At 58.4% G+C, this 15,881-nt stretch carries 11 protein-coding genes; 8 read left to right on the forward strand and 3 right to left on the reverse strand.

What is annotated here, in order from left to right; genetic code table 11:
• Positions 1–122: 122 nt before the first annotated feature.
• Both ABY948_RS01440 and ABY948_RS01445 read right to left on the reverse strand, forming a co-directional pair.
• Entirely contained in the window at positions 123–860 is a 738-nt protein-coding gene (locus tag ABY948_RS01440) for a LytR/AlgR family response regulator transcription factor (protein ID WP_461480723.1), read from the reverse strand.
• Positions 861–870: 10 nt separating this feature from the next.
• Complete coding sequence (locus ABY948_RS01445; RefSeq protein WP_461480724.1) at positions 871–1,950, reverse strand: sensor histidine kinase; 1,080 nt, start codon at positions 1,948–1,950, stop codon at positions 871–873.
• Between the two features lie 118 nt (positions 1,951–2,068).
• On the opposite strand from ABY948_RS01445, the gene argH reads away from it, so the two are divergent.
• The 3 genes from argH (at position 2,069) to ABY948_RS01460 (ending at position 6,138) form a co-directional block, all read left to right on the forward strand.
• Positions 2,069–3,469, forward strand: coding sequence for an argininosuccinate lyase (argH, locus tag ABY948_RS01450; RefSeq protein WP_461480725.1), 1,401 nt, complete (start codon positions 2,069–2,071; stop codon positions 3,467–3,469).
• A 276-nt stretch (positions 3,470–3,745) separates the two neighbouring features.
• Positions 3,746–5,194, forward strand: a complete 1,449-nt coding sequence (locus tag ABY948_RS01455) for a circularly permuted type 2 ATP-grasp protein (RefSeq protein WP_461480726.1) — start codon at positions 3,746–3,748, stop codon at positions 5,192–5,194.
• Complete coding sequence (locus ABY948_RS01460; protein ID WP_461480727.1) at positions 5,191–6,138, forward strand: alpha-E domain-containing protein; 948 nt, start codon at positions 5,191–5,193, stop codon at positions 6,136–6,138. Before ABY948_RS01455 ends, ABY948_RS01460 begins: the two co-directional genes overlap by 4 nt.
• A 68-nt stretch (positions 6,139–6,206) precedes the next feature.
• Here the strand turns inward: ABY948_RS01460 and ABY948_RS01465 are convergent, their stop codons facing one another.
• Positions 6,207–7,010: a peptidase gene (locus ABY948_RS01465; protein WP_461480728.1), complete on the reverse strand. Its 804-nt coding sequence runs from the start codon at positions 7,008–7,010 to the stop codon at positions 6,207–6,209.
• 285 nt (positions 7,011–7,295) lie between these two features.
• Here ABY948_RS01465 and ABY948_RS01470 point away from each other — a divergent pair, with 285 nt between their 5' ends.
• From ABY948_RS01470 to ABY948_RS01490, 5 genes are all read left to right on the forward strand, one after another.
• A complete protein-coding gene (locus ABY948_RS01470; protein ID WP_461480729.1) occupies positions 7,296–8,771 on the forward strand; it encodes a NarK family nitrate/nitrite MFS transporter in 1,476 nt (491 codons plus the stop codon).
• 13 nt (positions 8,772–8,784) lie between these two features.
• A complete protein-coding gene (locus ABY948_RS01475; protein WP_461480730.1) occupies positions 8,785–10,533 on the forward strand; it encodes a protein kinase domain-containing protein in 1,749 nt (582 codons plus the stop codon).
• Positions 10,534–10,751: 218 nt separating this feature from the next.
• Positions 10,752–13,286 carry a nitrite reductase large subunit NirB gene (gene nirB, locus ABY948_RS01480; protein WP_461480731.1) on the forward strand — a complete coding sequence of 845 codons (2,535 nt, stop codon included), beginning with the start codon at positions 10,752–10,754 and terminating at the stop codon, positions 13,284–13,286.
• 12 nt (positions 13,287–13,298) lie between these two features.
• On the forward strand, positions 13,299–13,661 hold the full coding sequence (gene nirD, locus ABY948_RS01485) for a nitrite reductase small subunit NirD (RefSeq protein WP_461480732.1): 363 nt from the start codon (positions 13,299–13,301) through the stop codon (positions 13,659–13,661).
• 26 nt (positions 13,662–13,687) lie between these two features.
• Positions 13,688–15,877 carry a molybdopterin oxidoreductase family protein gene (locus ABY948_RS01490; RefSeq protein ID WP_461480733.1) on the forward strand — a complete coding sequence of 730 codons (2,190 nt, stop codon included), beginning with the start codon at positions 13,688–13,690 and terminating at the stop codon, positions 15,875–15,877.
• Positions 15,878–15,881 lie beyond the last annotated feature (4 nt).

Below are 15,881 nucleotides of genomic sequence, written 5' to 3' on the forward strand. Positions count from 1 at the left end.
CAGTTAGAACCACTAAATTCATTTCTCGCGCCTAGATTGGCGCTTTTTTAGTCACAACAGAGGCAACCAAATTAGTGTGAACAGGCCCTAGGCAAAGTTGCTCGTCTGAAAGAAGGTCTGAGCTACATCTGTTCCAGGAGTTTGCGCAACGGTGCCACATGGCGGCGACTGACCTGCGGACGGATATCCATACCCTGCAGCCGCACGAAAAACTGGCCATCGATATTGCGCTCCAGTCCTTCGATATGGGGGATGGAAACCAGGGCGTTGCGGTGGATGCGGACAAAACGCCCCTCGAACTCATCCTCCAGCTCCTTGAGGGTTTCATCCAGCAGCGCCTCGCCGTCCGCATGATAGGCGGTAACATATTTGTGATCGGCCTGGAACAGGCGGATATCGGCGACAGCGACCAGATCGATACCGCGGCGATTCTTGGCGGCGATATGGCTGCGGCCATCTACCTGGAAGAACGGAGAGTCCTGCAATTCGGTCAACTGGGCCTTGTTAATGCGCTTGGTGCGCATAATGGCATTTTCCAGCTCCGCCTGCTTGATGGGTTTGAGCAGATAGCCGATGGCCTGGGATGAAAAGGCTTCCACCGCATAGTCATCGTAAGCCGTGCAGAAAATGACTGCCGGCGGCGGATTGAGATTGGCGAGGTATTGCGCTGCTGCAAGCCCGTCCATGCCGGGCATGCGCACGTCCATAAACACCACATCCGGGCTCAGCTCTTCTGCAGCCGTCAATGCCTGCTCGCCGCTACCGGCTTCACCCGCGACCACACAACCGCCAATGGCCGACAACATCCTTTTCAAACGGTCGCGAGCCAGGGGCTCATCGTCAACGATCAAGACTCTCATCTGCCAGACCCTACCATCCTATGGGGTAGCTAATACGGGTAATATAGCAACTTTCACTGGGTTCCGCAGTCACCTTGGCAGCGGCGCCAAAATGGGCCTTGAGTCGCTGGCGCACATTATGCAGCGCCATCTTATTACCCCGGTGTTGTTGCAGCGCCCGATGCAGGGGATTGGAAACCACAATCTCGATACGGTCGTTAACCCGTTTCACCGAAATGGAAATTTCACCGCCTTCCTGCAACAACTGGATACCGTGATAAATGGCGTTCTCCAGCACCGGCTGCAGGGTCAGGCAGGGAATATGCACTCCCTCCCCGTAATCGCCAATTTCCCAGCGAGCGGTCAGCCGCTCACCCAAACGAAGTTTTTCCAGCGACAGGTAGCGCCGACACAGCGACAGCTCCTCGCGCAGCGGCACCAGGGTATGGGAATCCGTCAGGGCATAGCGGAACAAGTCCGACATATCCTCAACGACCCGCTCTGCTTTTTCCGGATCGGAGCCAATCAGGCTGGCAATCATGTTCATACTGTTGAACAGGAAGTGGGGCCGGATGCGGGACTGAAGCGCCTGGATACGCGCCTCCAGTTCGGCCCGCTGTTGCAGGCGAAGCTGCTGTTGCAAGAACAGGTAGCGCAGCAGAATGCCCGCAGGGATCGCCGCCAACAACAGGTATTCGGCGATATTCCAGAAATTGTAGTGGCGGGCCTCCAGCGGCGCGGAAGACCAAGACATCACGCCTTCGGCTATGGCACCGCACAGCAGCGTCACCAGCAGTATCAATAAAAAAGACACCACCGCCGCCGTCACCAGCCGGGCCCCGGACAACAGCCGATTGGACAGGCACAGCACTGCGGCACTGAGCAGGGCGATCCACAGGGATAACAGTGAGACCTTGGCGAACTCGACCCAGTCGAAACGCTCAAGACCATTGCTGGCAATAGTCACCAGCAATGCCAGCAGCTCGGAAATCACCACCACCGCCAGCAAACCCTGGCCACGACAGAGATCGGGGAGGAAATTATCCCCCTCGCTGAACAGTAATCTAGCCGGCTTGAGGCCGCCGGCCTTCCATTTGGCCAAAAATCCCATTAGTGTATTTCCAAGCTGACCATTTGCGAACATTCCCTCTTTGCTATAATCCCGCCCTCGCCTGACTCCGGCGATACTTTATCCTTCGCCATTCAAGTTATAAAGGGCCAGTATAGCCATGAGCGATTCCAAAGATACCAACCTCTCCTGGGGCGGACGCTTCAGCGAAGCCACCGATGCCTTCGTCGCCCGCTTTACCGCTTCGGTCAACTTTGACCAGCGCATGGCCCCGCAGGATATTCAGGGCTCCATCGCCCATGCCACCATGCTGACCAGCGTGGGCGTGCTGAACGAAGCAGAACTCCAGTCTATCAAGACGGGGCTGACGGAGATTGTGACCGACATTGAAAATGGCACATTTACCTGGAGCCTGGCTCTTGAAGATGTGCACATGAATGTCGAGGCGGCGCTGACCTCGCAGATTGGCATCACCGGTAAAAAGCTGCACACCGGGCGCTCCCGCAACGATCAGGTAGCCACCGACATTCGCCTCTGGCTGCGGGAAGAGATCGACGTGATCGGCCACGAACTGACCCGCTTGCAGCGGGGCATTCTGGAATTGGCCGACCGTGAAACCGACACCATTATGCCCGGCTTCACCCACTTGCAAACCGCCCAGCCGGTCACCTTCGGCCACCACCTGATGGCCTGGTTGGAGATGCTGGAACGGGACTACAGCCGACTGCTGGACTGTCGCAAGCGACTCAACCAGTCGCCGCTGGGAGCCGCCGCCCTGGCCGGCACCACCTACCCCATCAATCGCCACATGACCGCCGAGTTGCTCGGGTTTGACGGCCCCACCCGCAATTCCCTGGACTCGGTCAGCGATCGCGACTTCGCCATCGAATTCTGTGCCTTTGCCAGCCTGCTGTTGATGCACCTGTCCCGCGCATCTGAAGAACTGGTTTTGTGGACTTCCGCCCAGTTCAACTTTATTGAATTGCCGGACCGCTTCTGCACCGGCTCGTCGATCATGCCGCAAAAGAAAAACCCCGATGTACCGGAACTGGTGCGCGGCAAGACCGGCCGGGTATACGGCCACCTGATGGCCCTGCTGACCCTGATGAAGTCACAGCCCTTGGCCTACAACAAGGACAACCAGGAAGACAAGGAACCGCTGTTCGACACCGTCGACACCGTCAAGGACTGCCTGCGCGCCTTCGCCGATATGGTTCCGGCCATCCAGGCAAAAAAAGAGCCTATGCGCGAGTCTGCCCGCCGCGGCTTTTCCACCGCCACCGACCTGGCGGACTACCTGGTGCGCAAGGGCATCCCCTTCCGCGACTCCCACGAGATCGTCGGCAAATCCGTGGCCTACGGCATTGCCCAGAACAAGGATCTCTCGGACATGAGTTTGGCAGAACTGCAGCAATTCTCACCCGTCATCGAGCAGGATGTGTTTGAGGTACTGACCCTGGAGGGCTCTGTAGCCGCCCGCAACCACATCGGCGGCACCGCTCCCGAGCAGGTGCGCAGCGCCATCGCCTTTGCCCAGGAGCAACTCGACACCAGAGGCTGAGTTCTCTGTTGCAATAAAAAAGCCGGGAGCTATCCCGGCTTTTTTGCAGCCATTCTTTTTTTAATAACCCTAACCTCTTTCTGTTTAGCCACAAGCCAAGCCACCTTTATTTTTTCTGCCTTGGCCATCCAGACCTTCGTCATATTCAGAAACAGCAACCTCATCCTATATATTTCCTGCTTCGACTACTATTGGCATAGCTATTGCTAATTTTGTCATTAGAGGGCCATGATAAAAATGGTACCCATCGTCACAGCGGGAGGTGTGTGACAACACATGAATAATCGATGGAAATCTTATGACTCAGGTTCGTTTTTTGACGAACTGTTAACTTCCACTGGCAACCCCCGCATGGCAGCCCGGGGCATCGTAAAATTTCTGAAAGATCTGCCGGAAGATGAATTGGACGAACGCCGCGCCGCTGCCGAGCTGGCTATCCGCGATATGGGCATTTCCTTTACCGTCTATACCGAGGGCGGCAACATTGATCGCAACTGGCCCTTCGACATCATTCCCCGCGCCATCACCGCCAAGGAATGGGCCCGGGTCAGCACTGGGCTAAAACAGCGCAGCCGTGCACTGAACTGCTTTATCGACGATGTCTACAACAAGCAAAAAATCCTTGCCGACGGCATTGTCCCGGCCGATATCGTGCTGCAATCCACCAACTACAAACCCCAATGCCAGGGTGTTTCGCCCCGTTATGGTGCATGGGCGCATATTTGCGGTTCCGACCTGGTGCGCAACAAGGATGGCAAGTTCTACGTGCTGGAAGATAACCTGCGGGTACCCTCCGGTGTGTCCTACATGCTCGAAAACAGGGAGATCACCAAACGGGTGCTGCCGGAGCTGTTTGAGAACTACAGCATCCTGCCGGTAGATGACTACCCCAGCCAGCTCTACAAGACTCTCGCCTCACTCTCCCCCCAGCTGAAGCGCAAACCCTGCATTGCCGTACTAACCCCCGGCATCTACAACTCCGCCTATTTTGAACACGCCTTCCTGGCCCAGAGCATGGGCGCCGAACTGGTGGAGGGCAGCGACCTGTTTACCGATGACGACGACTGCGTTTACATGCGCACCGTCGACGGCCCGGTCAGGGTGGATGTTATCTATCGCCGCATCGATGAAGATTTCATTGATCCCGAAGTCTTCCGGGAAGACTCCATGCTCGGCGTTCCCGGCATCATGCGCGCCTGGAAAGCGGGCAACCTGGCAATTGCCAATGCTCCGGGCAGCGGCGTCGCCGATGACAAGGTCATCTACGCATTTGTACCGGACATGATTCGCTACTACCTCAAGGAAGAACCCCTGATGGAGTGCGTCAAAACCTACCTGTGCATGTTGGAAAAGGATCGCGAATATGTGCTTGCCAATCTCGACAAGCTGGTGGTCAAACCCGCCAACGAATCCGGTGGCTACGGCATGATGGTGGGACCCCATGCCACCCCGGAGAAACGTCGCGAATTCGCGGCATTGATCGAAAGCAATCCCCGCAACTACATCGCCCAGCCGACCCTGTCGCTGTCGACCGCGCCCACCTATATCGACCACACCGTGGAACCCAGGCACCTGGATCTGCGCCCCTTTATTCTGCAGGGAAAGGATGTCTGGGTGACGCCCGGTGGCCTCACCCGGGTGGCCATGGTCAAGGGTTCGCTGGTAGTAAACTCATCCCAGGGTGGCGGCAGCAAAGACACCTGGATTGTGGAGCGCAGCAAATGACCATGCTTTCTCGCGTAGCCGACCGCCTTTACTGGATGTCCCGTTACCTGGAACGCGCCGAGAACACCGCGCGTTTCACCAATGCCTACACCCACCTGATCATGGACCTTCCCCAGGGGGCGGAGCTGGGCTGGCAAATTTTGGTGGACATTCTCGATGCCGAACCGGTCTTCAGCAAACATTATCGCGCCTTTAACGAACAGAACGTGCTCAGATTCCTGATCGCCGACCTGAGCCACTTTTCCAGCATCAATTTTGCCATCAAGGCCGCACGCGAGAATGTTCGCACCACCCGCGATGTACTACCGGAGGAAACCTGGGAGCACGTCAACGAGCTGCATATCTACTGTAGGGATGTGGCAGAAAAATCCATTGGCCGACGGCACCGCTATGAATTTCTGGAACAGATCATCTCCCGCTGCCAGATGATTAACGGCCTGCTGATGACCACCCTGTCCAGGGATCACCCCCATCGCTTTATCAAGCTGGGGCACCTGATGGAGCGGGCAGACATGACCACTCGCATCATCGACGTGGGCGCCGGTGCCATTCTGGGGCGCGACAACCCCAACCCGGCAGTGGATACCCTGTTGTGGAGCAGCATGCTGCAATCGCTGTCCGCCATCAGTGCCTACCGGCACAAAATTGGGCCGCTGGTGGAACCGGACCCGGCGGTAAACTTTATCTTCAAGGAAAACAGCCTGCCCCGGACGGTGACCTTTTGCCTCAACGACATTCTTGACGAGCTTGAACCCCTGAAAAACAATCGGGCGGCCAAGGATATTGCCGAGTCCGCGCTGCGCAAACTGGCCCGGTTTGATGCCCAGAAAATGACGTTTGCGCAACTGCACCAGTTTATCGACCAGTTCCAGATCTATCTGAGCCAGCTGGACGAGACCATTACCAACACCTGGTTTCTGCCGGTACCCGATACCTCGAGCTAACCGCCCCACCGCCGCCCGGCGGCGGGCAGGTTAACGCGACCCGGCGGGATTCATCATCGACGCCGCCATCAGACATCGGCCCCGAACACCAGGGATAGTGAAGGCAGCTCATTAAAGGCCTTGCGGATATTCTCGTCCCAGCTTTGGCGCAGCTTCACCAGATAGGGGTCATTTTCCTCGAACCTGTAGTACTTGGAGGGATTGGACAAGCTGTCTGTCTGATAGAACAGCAGCTCGATGGGCGGCCCCACGGTGGCATTGCTGCGCATGGTGGAATCCAGTGACACCAGCGCGCAGCGCATCGCCGTCTCATGGGGGGTGTTGGGTCGCACAATGCGATCGAGAATGGGCTTGCCGTACTTGGTTTCACCAATCTGGAGAAAGGGATACTGCTCCGATGCGGTGATATGGTTGCCCTCCGGGTAAATCATATACAGCTCGATGTCGCCACCCTTGACCTGCCCCCCCAGGATAAATGTGGCCTCGGCATTAAAGCCGGCCTTGGGTCCACCGACCCGGTACTTGCCCTGCTCCTTGAGACTCAGCTCGCCGACGTAATCGGCGATGTCCGAGACATACCCGGCCTTGCGCAAGTTAAATTCCGCATCCTCCTTCAGGTCGCGCTCAATCTGCGCCACCACCGCCTGGCTGGTGGCAAGATTGCCCGCCGTCATCATCATCAACTGACGATCACCGTGGATGGAAAACCGATGCAGCTTACTGTAGGTACTGACCCGGTCGGGACCGGCATTGGTCCGGGAATCAGAACAGAACACCAGGCCTTCCTTCAGCTTTATAGCAACACAGTAAGTCATAGGGGCAACGCTATTCCATGAAACAGGGCGGAGAAATCTTCGGGGGTAACCAAGCATAATTCCTACCCGACCCAAAAGCCATATATCGCCCGCTGCCGAAATTCGTCCCCCTCCCAATCACAGCCATGAAAGCCCCAATACTGAACATTGCAGGCACCAAATACGAGCAACAACAGGAATTCAACATTCTGAAATCGCTTCCCATTGGTGCAATGGTTTTTGCCTTATTTCGCAAGCAAAAATTAATCCATTAAAAATCAACAGGATAAATTCGCACTAATTTATGGCACGCAAATTGCCTTTGGTACGAAATTGTTCATTTTTTAGAAACACGGTGCACTCATGTCAACACTACGCATTAATCTGTTCGATGTTCGGGACCCGAAGATAAGAACACTCCACCTAACCTGGTTCGCATTTTTTCTGACTTTTGTCGTCTGGTTTAGCCACGCCCCGCTCAAGCCGCTGATCATGGAAGCATTTAATCTGACCACCGCCCAGTGGAAAACACTGCTCACCCTGAACGTGGCCCTGACCATTCCCGCCAGGATTATCATCGGCATGCTGGTGGACCGCTTTGGACCGCGCCTGATCTATTCCGGTCTGCTGCTGTTATCCGGCGTGCTCTGTACCTGTTTTGCCCTGTCACAGACCTATGAACAGCTGGCACTGACACGACTGCTACTGGGCTTTGTGGGCGCCGGGTTTGTCATCGGCATTCGCATGGTCGGGGAATGGTTCCCCGCCAAATCAGTCGGCCTCGCCCAGGGCATTTATGGCGGTTGGGGCAATTTCGGCTCCTCTGCCGCGGCCTTTACACTGCCCACCATCGCCATCACCGTCTTTGGCGGTGAAGATGGCTGGCGCTACGCCATTGGCCTGACCGGCGTCCTGGCTTCCATCTACGGAGTGATCTATGGCCTGCGGGCCCGCAACACCCCGAAAGGCTCAACCTATTTCAAGCCGAAAAAATCCGGCGGCCTGGAAGTCACCAGTAAAAAGGACTTCTGGCTGTACATCGGCATGAACATCCCCATGTACCTGATCCTTTCGGTTCTGGTCTGGAAGGTATCACCCGCTGGCACCGATCTGATTTCCCACACCACAGCGCTGATTTTTTATGGCCTTTTTGCCGTGCTGTTTGTCTACCAGGTTTATCACATCTACCAGGTCAACAAGGAGATGCTGAAGCACGGCGCAGCAGAGAGCGACAAATACGAATTCAAGCAAGTGGCCATTCTCGACTGGGCCTACTTTGTGACATTCGGCTCTGAGCTCGCGGTTGTCTCCATGCTGCCGGGCTATTTCCTGGATACCTTTGAAGGACTGAGCCTGGCGGCCGCAGGCGCCCTGGCCAGCGCCTACGCCTTTATGAACCTGGTGGCACGCCCCAGCGGCGGCTGGTTCAGCGACCGCTTTGGCCGCCGCAAGTCCCTTTCCATGCTGATTATCGGTCTGGGCATCGGCTATTTTGTGCTGTCGCAAATCACCGGCAGCTGGCCCATTTTCCTGGCGGTCGCCGCAGTGATGTGCTGCTCCTTCTTTGTCCAGGCGGGAGAGGGCGCGGTCTTTGCCATCGTACCGCTGATCAAGCGCCGCATGACCGGCCAGATTGCCGGCATGGCGGGCGCCTTCGGCAATGTCGGCGCAGTCACCTACCTGACCGCCTACACCTTTGTGGATGCACACACTTTCTTCCTGATTATCGCCGGCTCAGCCATTGCGGTATTCTTGCTTGCACAGATGCTCACAGAGCCCAGCGGACACACCACCGAGGTTCTCCCTGACGGCACGGTTCAACTTATCGAGGTCAGCTAGGCCAAGCGACGCAATGCCTGAAATTGCCCTTTCACACCTGACCCGGCGGCTGGATATCCAGGTTGGACAGTATTCCAGCGCCGGCATCAAACGGGAGAATGACGATGCGGTAGGCATTCGCATTCCCGAAGGGGCGGCACTAGCCACCAAAGGTGCCGTCGCCGTCATTGCCGATGGCGTCAGCACGGCGGAGGCCGGCAAGGAAGCCAGCCAGATTGCCGTCACTTCGTTTCTCACGGACTACTACTCGACCCACGACAGCTGGTCGATCCAGACCAGCGGCCTGAAAGTACTGGTAGCCCTGAACCGCTGGCTGTACGGCCTCGGCCAATCCTACACCTCCGCGGAAAAAGGCTTTATCACCACCTTCAGCGGACTCATTTTGAAATCCGCGGGCGCCTACATCTTTCATGTGGGCGACAGCCGTATCTACCGCTTGCGCGATGGCGATTTTGAACTGGTGACCCGCGACCACGCCATTCCCGCCGGCGACGGACATCGCTATCTGGGGCGGGCCCTCGGCATTGACGTCAGTCTGGAAATTGATTTCCACCACCTCAATCTGCTGCCCGGCGACCGCTTCCTGCTCACCACGGACGGCATACACGACTGGCTGCCCAACGACCGCCTCAAGCATCACCTGTCGCAAAGCAGCGACCACAACCACAGCTGCAAAAATATCGCCGAAGAGGCCCTGAAACTTGGCAGCGACGACAATCTCAGCGTGCAAATTGTCTGCATTGAGGATATCGGCGAACCGGAGCGGGAGGATGTGCTAGCCCACCTGCGCTCCCTGCCCTGCCCCCCGCCACTGGACAAGGGCCACATTCTGGATAACTGGCGGGTAATACGGGAAGTCCACGCGAACACCCGCAGCGAAGTCTACCTGGTGGAAGATATCAGCGATGGTAAAAAGGCTGTCCTCAAGGCGCCCTCCTCACTGAACCAGGAGGACCCCGCCTACCTGGAGCGCTTTGTCCTCGAGGAGTGGATCGGCTCGCGCATTCAAAACGCCAATGTGGTGAAGGTGCTGCGCCCGTCGGGCCCGCGCAACTTCCTCTACTACCTGACGGAATACGTATCCGGCCCCACCCTCGCGCAACTGCTGAAAGAGCGAACCCGACTGTCCGTGGTGGATGCCCGCAACATCATCACCCAGGTGGCATCCGGGCTCAGGGCCTTTCACCGCAAGGACACACTGCATCAGGACATCAAGCCCGAAAACATCATCTACACCGAAGCGGGTGTCAAGATCATTGATTTCGGCTCCACCCATATCGCCGGCATCCAGGAAATCGACACCGCCATTGAGCGGACCAATCTGCTTGGCACCCGCGACTACTCCGCACCGGAATATCAACTCGGCCCCAGCCCCACAGCCCGCAGCGATCAGTTCTCCCTCGCCATCCTGCTGTACGAACTGCTGACCGGAAAACTGCCCTACGGCCCCCAATACCACAAGGCGGAATCCGCCAAGGACTTCGATCGCCTGCACTACACGCCCAGCTACGAACACAACCCCCTGGTACCGGTCTGGATGGATATGGCGATCCAGAAAGCGGCCTCACTCAAAGCCGATGCGCGCTATCCCGCACTCTCCGAATTCATCGCCGACCTCAAAAATGCCAACCCCGCGTTCACCACCCAGCGCAAACTACCCCTGCTGGAGCGCAACCCGCTTCGCTTCTGGAAACTGGCCAGCTGCCTGCTACTGCTGAGCAACCTGCTGCTGCTCGCCCTCTTGACCCACAAACTCGGCTGACGCCCAAAAACAAGGCACCGAAATCACTCTTTTGGTGCATAAAAATCTTTCTAGACATACCCCCTCCGGCTTAACTCATTGAAAAAGAAGGGCCCTGTTTATTTTGGCCCAGCACTTGCATGTAATGCACTAATTGTTTGCACAACGAGGTGCGTGTCAGAAAACCACTGACGTCAGCACGGGGTTGCACGACGTCAGACAACTGAGAGAAATGCAATATGTCACTCATAAATGTCGTCGTGATCGGAAACGGAATGGTGGGCCACCACTATGTGGAGCAACTGGCCTGTTCCGAAGTCGATGCCAGGATTACCGTGATCGGGGCCGAGCCTCGCCCCGCCTACGATCGGGTTCACCTGTCGGAGTTCTTTGCCGGTCGCAAGCCGGAAGAGCTGGCCCTGACCACCCGCGAGCACTATAAGGAACTGGGGGTAGACGCCCACTTCGGCGATGCCGTGGTCGCCATCGACCGCGACGCCAAGGTCGTCACCACCGACAGCGGGCGCGCCTTCCACTACGACAAGCTGGTATTGGCCACCGGTTCCTATCCGTTTGTACCGCCGATTCCCGGCGCCGACTTCTCCAACTGCCTGGTATACCGCACCATCGATGACCTGGGGATGATCCAGGCCAAGAGCAAGAATGCCAAGATCGGCGTGGTGGTCGGCGGCGGCCTGCTGGGCCTGGAAGCGGCCAATGCCCTGCAGAACCTCGGCCTGCAAACCCACGTGGTGGAGTTCGCCCCCGGCCTGATGGGCGTGCAGCTGGACAATGGCGGCAGCGCCATGCTGCGCCGCAAGATCGAAGCGCTGGGCGTACAGGTGCACACCAGCAAGGCCACCCAGACCATTGAGGAAACCGGTGGCAAGGGCAACACCCGTCTGGTGATGAATTTTGCCGACGGCGAGACCCTGGCCACCGACGTGATCGTGTTCTCCGCCGGTATCCGCCCCAGCGACCAACTGGCCAGGGATTGCGGTCTGGAAGTGGGCCCCCGCGGCGGCATCAGCATCGACTACCACTGCCGTACCAGCGATTCCGATATCTTCGCCATCGGCGAATGCGCCCTCTACGGCGGCATGATCTTCGGCCTGGTGGCCCCCGGCTACCGCATGGCGGAAGTGGCGGTGAGCCAGCTGTCCGGCGAGCACAATGCCTTCAAGGGCGCCGACATGAGCACCAAGCTGAAGCTGCTGGGTGTGGATGTGGGCTCCATCGGCGATTCCCACGGTAAAACCGAGGGCGCCATCTCCTACACCTTCAGCGATGAGCGCGAGGAGGTGTACAAGCGCCTGATCGTCAGCGCGGACGGCAAGACCGCCCTCGGCGCGGTACTGGTGGGCGACTGCTCCGACTACGACACCTTGTTGCAGTACTACCTCAACGGTATCGAACTGCCCGCCAACCCGGAGGCCATGATCCTGCCGGCCAGTGAAGGCGGCGCACCGCTGCTGGGCGCGGCGGCCCTACCCGCCACCGCCACCATCTGTTCCTGCCACAACGTCAGCAAGGGCGACATCATCAGCGCCATCGACGGCGGCTGCTGCTCCCTGGCGGACGTGAAGTCCTGCACCGCGGCCAGCACCGGCTGCGGCGGCTGTGCCGCACTGCTGAAGAATGTCGTCGACGACGAGATGGCCGCCCGCGGCATGGAAGTGAACACCGCCATCTGCGAGCACTTCAACTTTACCCGCCAGGAGCTGTTCCACATCGCCAAGGTGGAGTCCATCAAGTCCTTCGAGGACCTGATCAGCCACCACGGCACGGGGCGCGGCTGCGAGATCTGCAAACCGGCGGTGGCCTCCATCCTCGCCTCCCTGTGGAATGACTACATCCTCGAGGACAAGCATGTGGGCCTGCAGGACACCAACGACACTTTCCTGGCCAACATGCAGAAGAACGGCACCTACTCCGTAGTACCCCGGGTACCCGGTGGCGAGATCACCCCGGAGAAACTGATCGTGCTCGGCCAAGTGGCCAAGAAATACGACCTCTACACCAAGATCACCGGCGGCCAGCGCATCGACCTGTTCGGTGCCCGGGTAGACCAGTTGCCGGATATCTGGAAAGAACTGATCGACGCCGGTTTTGAAACCGGCCACGCCTACGGCAAGGCGCTGCGCACCGTGAAATCCTGTGTCGGCAGCACCTGGTGCCGCTACGGAGTGCAGGACAGCGTCAGCATGGCCATCTATGTCGAGGATCGCTACAAGGGCCTGCGTTCACCCCACAAACTGAAATCGGCGGTGTCCGGCTGTACCCGCGAGTGCGCCGAGGCCCAGTCCAAGGACTTCGGGGTGATCGCCACCGAGCACGGCTGGAACCTGTACCTGTGCGGCAACGGCGGCATGAAGCCCCGCCACGCCGACCTGTTCGCCACCGATCTCGACGACGAGACCCTGATCAAGTACATCGACCGCTTCCTGATGTTCTACGTGCGCACCGCCGACCGGCTGCAGCGCACCTCGGTGTGGCTCGACAACCTGGAGGGCGGTCTCGCCTACCTGAAGGAAGTGATCATCGACGACAAACTGGGCATCTGTGCCGAACTGGAAGCCCAGATGAACAGCATTGTCGGCACCTATCAGTGCGAGTGGAAGACCACTGTCGAGGATCCGGAAAAACTCAAGCGTTTTCGCCAGTTCGTCAACTCTGACGCCGCGGATGAACGGGTCGTCTTTGTGCAGGAGCGCGGCCAGCCGCGCCCGGCCACCGAAGAAGAGACCGACCAACTGTTAGCCAAGTCAGCGTAGGAGGTGTTGCTGATGAGTACTGCTGAGAACATTCAATCAAACGACGGGCTGGTGATCTGCCAGCACTCCGACCTGATCGCCAACTCCGGCATCTGCGCGCTGATCAACGGCCAGCAGGTGGCGATCTTCTACCTGCCCGAGGAAGAACCCACTGTCTACGCCATCGGCAACTGGGACCCCATCGGCAAAGCCAATGTACTGTCCCGGGGCATTGTCGGTGACGTGCAGGGCCGCCTGGTGGTGGCCTCGCCGCTGTACAAACAGCACTTTGATCTGATCACCGGTCAGTGTCTGGAAAATGACGATGTCTCCGTGCCCGTCTACCCCATCGAGATGGTGGCTGGGCAGGTCATCCTCGCCAACAGGAATAGCTGAACAAGTATCCCTAACGAGACAAGACCATGTTGTTCGGACGCAAGAAACGCAAACCCATCCTGATCCCGGCCAAAAAGGTCAAGGAGTGGAAGTACACTACCTGCAACTACTGTTCCACCGGCTGCTCCATTGAGATCGGTCTCGGCGAAGACGGCAGGATCGTCAGCAGCCGCGGTCACGCCGGCGCCGACGTCAATCGCGGCAAACTCTGCATCAAGGGCATCCTGGAGCACGACCTGTTCCACTCACCCGGGCGCGGTTCACAGCCGCTGATGCGCGCGACTAAACAGGAAAAGTTTCAACCGGCAAGCTGGGATCAGGCGCTGGATACCAGCGCCGCCAAGATCCGCGAGATTCAGCAAAAATACGGCCGCGATTCATTCGCTGTCGTCTCCACCGGCCAGTTGCTGACGGAGGAGTTCTACACCCTCGGCAAGCTGGTGCGCGGCTGTATCGGCACCAACAACTACGACGGCAACACCACCCTATGCATGGCCTCGGCGGTATCCGGCTACAAGCGCTCGTTCGGCTCCGACGGCCCGCCCGGCTGTTACGATGACTTTGAACACACCGAGTGCCTGATGGCCTTCGGCTCCAACCTGCCGGAACAGCACCCGATCATCTACTGGCGCCTCAAGGAAGCCCGCGAAAAACGCCACTTCCCGATGATCGTGATCGACCCGAGGGTCACCATGCTGGCCCAGTTCGCCGACATCCACCTGCCCATCACCCCCGGCACCGACTGCGTGCTGATCAATGCTATGCTGCACGTGATCTTTTCCGAGGGCTTGCAGGACCAGGCCTATATCGACGCCCACACCAACGGCTTCGAGGCGTTGAAAGCCACTGTGGCGGACTACGATCCCATCCAGGCACAGCACATCTGCGGCATCGATGAAGACATGATCCGCCATGTGGCCCGGCTCTACGCCAAAGCCGGCAGCGCCATGTCCATCTGGACCATGGGCATCAACCAGAGCACCCACGGCTCCGACGGCGTGGCCAACATCAACAATCTCAATCTGGTCACCGGCAACATCGGCAAGCCCGGCGGTACCAGCCTGTCCATCACCGGCCAGTGCAACGCCATGGGCACCCGGGAGTGGTCATCCTGTTCCGGTCTGCCCGGTTACCGAGCGCTGGAAAACACCCAGCACCGTCGGGAAATCGCCAATTTTTGGGGCGTGGATGAATCCTTCTTCCCGGAAAAACGCGGCCTCACCCAGACCGATATTTTCCCCGCCATCGAGAGCGGCGAGATTCGCGGCCTGTGGCTGGTGGCCACCAATCCGCTGACCTCCATGGCCAACCAGCCGCGCATCCGCAAGATGTTCGAGAAGCTCGAGTTTCTGATCGTGCAGGATGTCTACGAGGATGTGGAAACCAACGAATACGCCGATGTGTTCCTGCCCGCAGCGGTGTGGGCGGAGAAAGAGGGCTGCCACACCAACACCGAGCGGCGCGTCAACCTGACCCGCAACGTGATCGCCCCCTATGGCGACTCAAAGCCGGATTTCTGGATTTTCAACCAGATGGCCAAGCGCTTTGAAAACGGCAGCATAATTCACTTTCCGGAAACCCCTGAAGGGGCCTTCGAGGAAATGAAGCAGCTCTCCATCGGCGCCGGTCGCACCCTCGATATCTCCGGCATGAGCTACGACAAAATCGAGCAGGCCCGCGGTATCCAATGGCCTTATCCAAAGGATGCCGAAGGGTTGAAGGGCGATCCGCGGCTTTACAGCAACGGGGTGTTCCAGACCCCTGACGGTCGCGCCAACCTGATCTCGGTGAAGTTCCGCGACAACAACGAAAAGCCCGACGACAACTATCCGTTCTGGTGCAACAGCGGTCGCGTGGTGGAACATTTTCACACCCGCACCCGCACCGGCAAGATCGGCAACTGCAACAAGTTCAGCCCCACACCCTACATGGAGATCAACCCCGATGCGGCCGAGTCGCTGGGCATTGAGCACCAGACCTACGTGCGGCTGGTGTCCCGCCGCGGCGACGCCGTGGTGCTGGCGCAACTGACCCACCGGGTGCCCAGGGACATGGTATTTATTCCGTTTCACTTCCACGACTGTGTCAACCGCCTGACCCTGGGGCTGTTGGACCCCCACTCGCGGCAGCCGGCCTTCAAACAGTGCGCCGTGCGTATTGAGCAGGTGAACCAGGCTGAAGCCGCACAATTAAACCTCGAACGACGCAGTTTTTAAGGGC

Origin of the sequence: Porticoccus sp., assembly GCF_041592135.1 — a bacterium.
GTDB lineage: Bacteria > Pseudomonadota > Gammaproteobacteria > Pseudomonadales > Porticoccaceae > Porticoccus.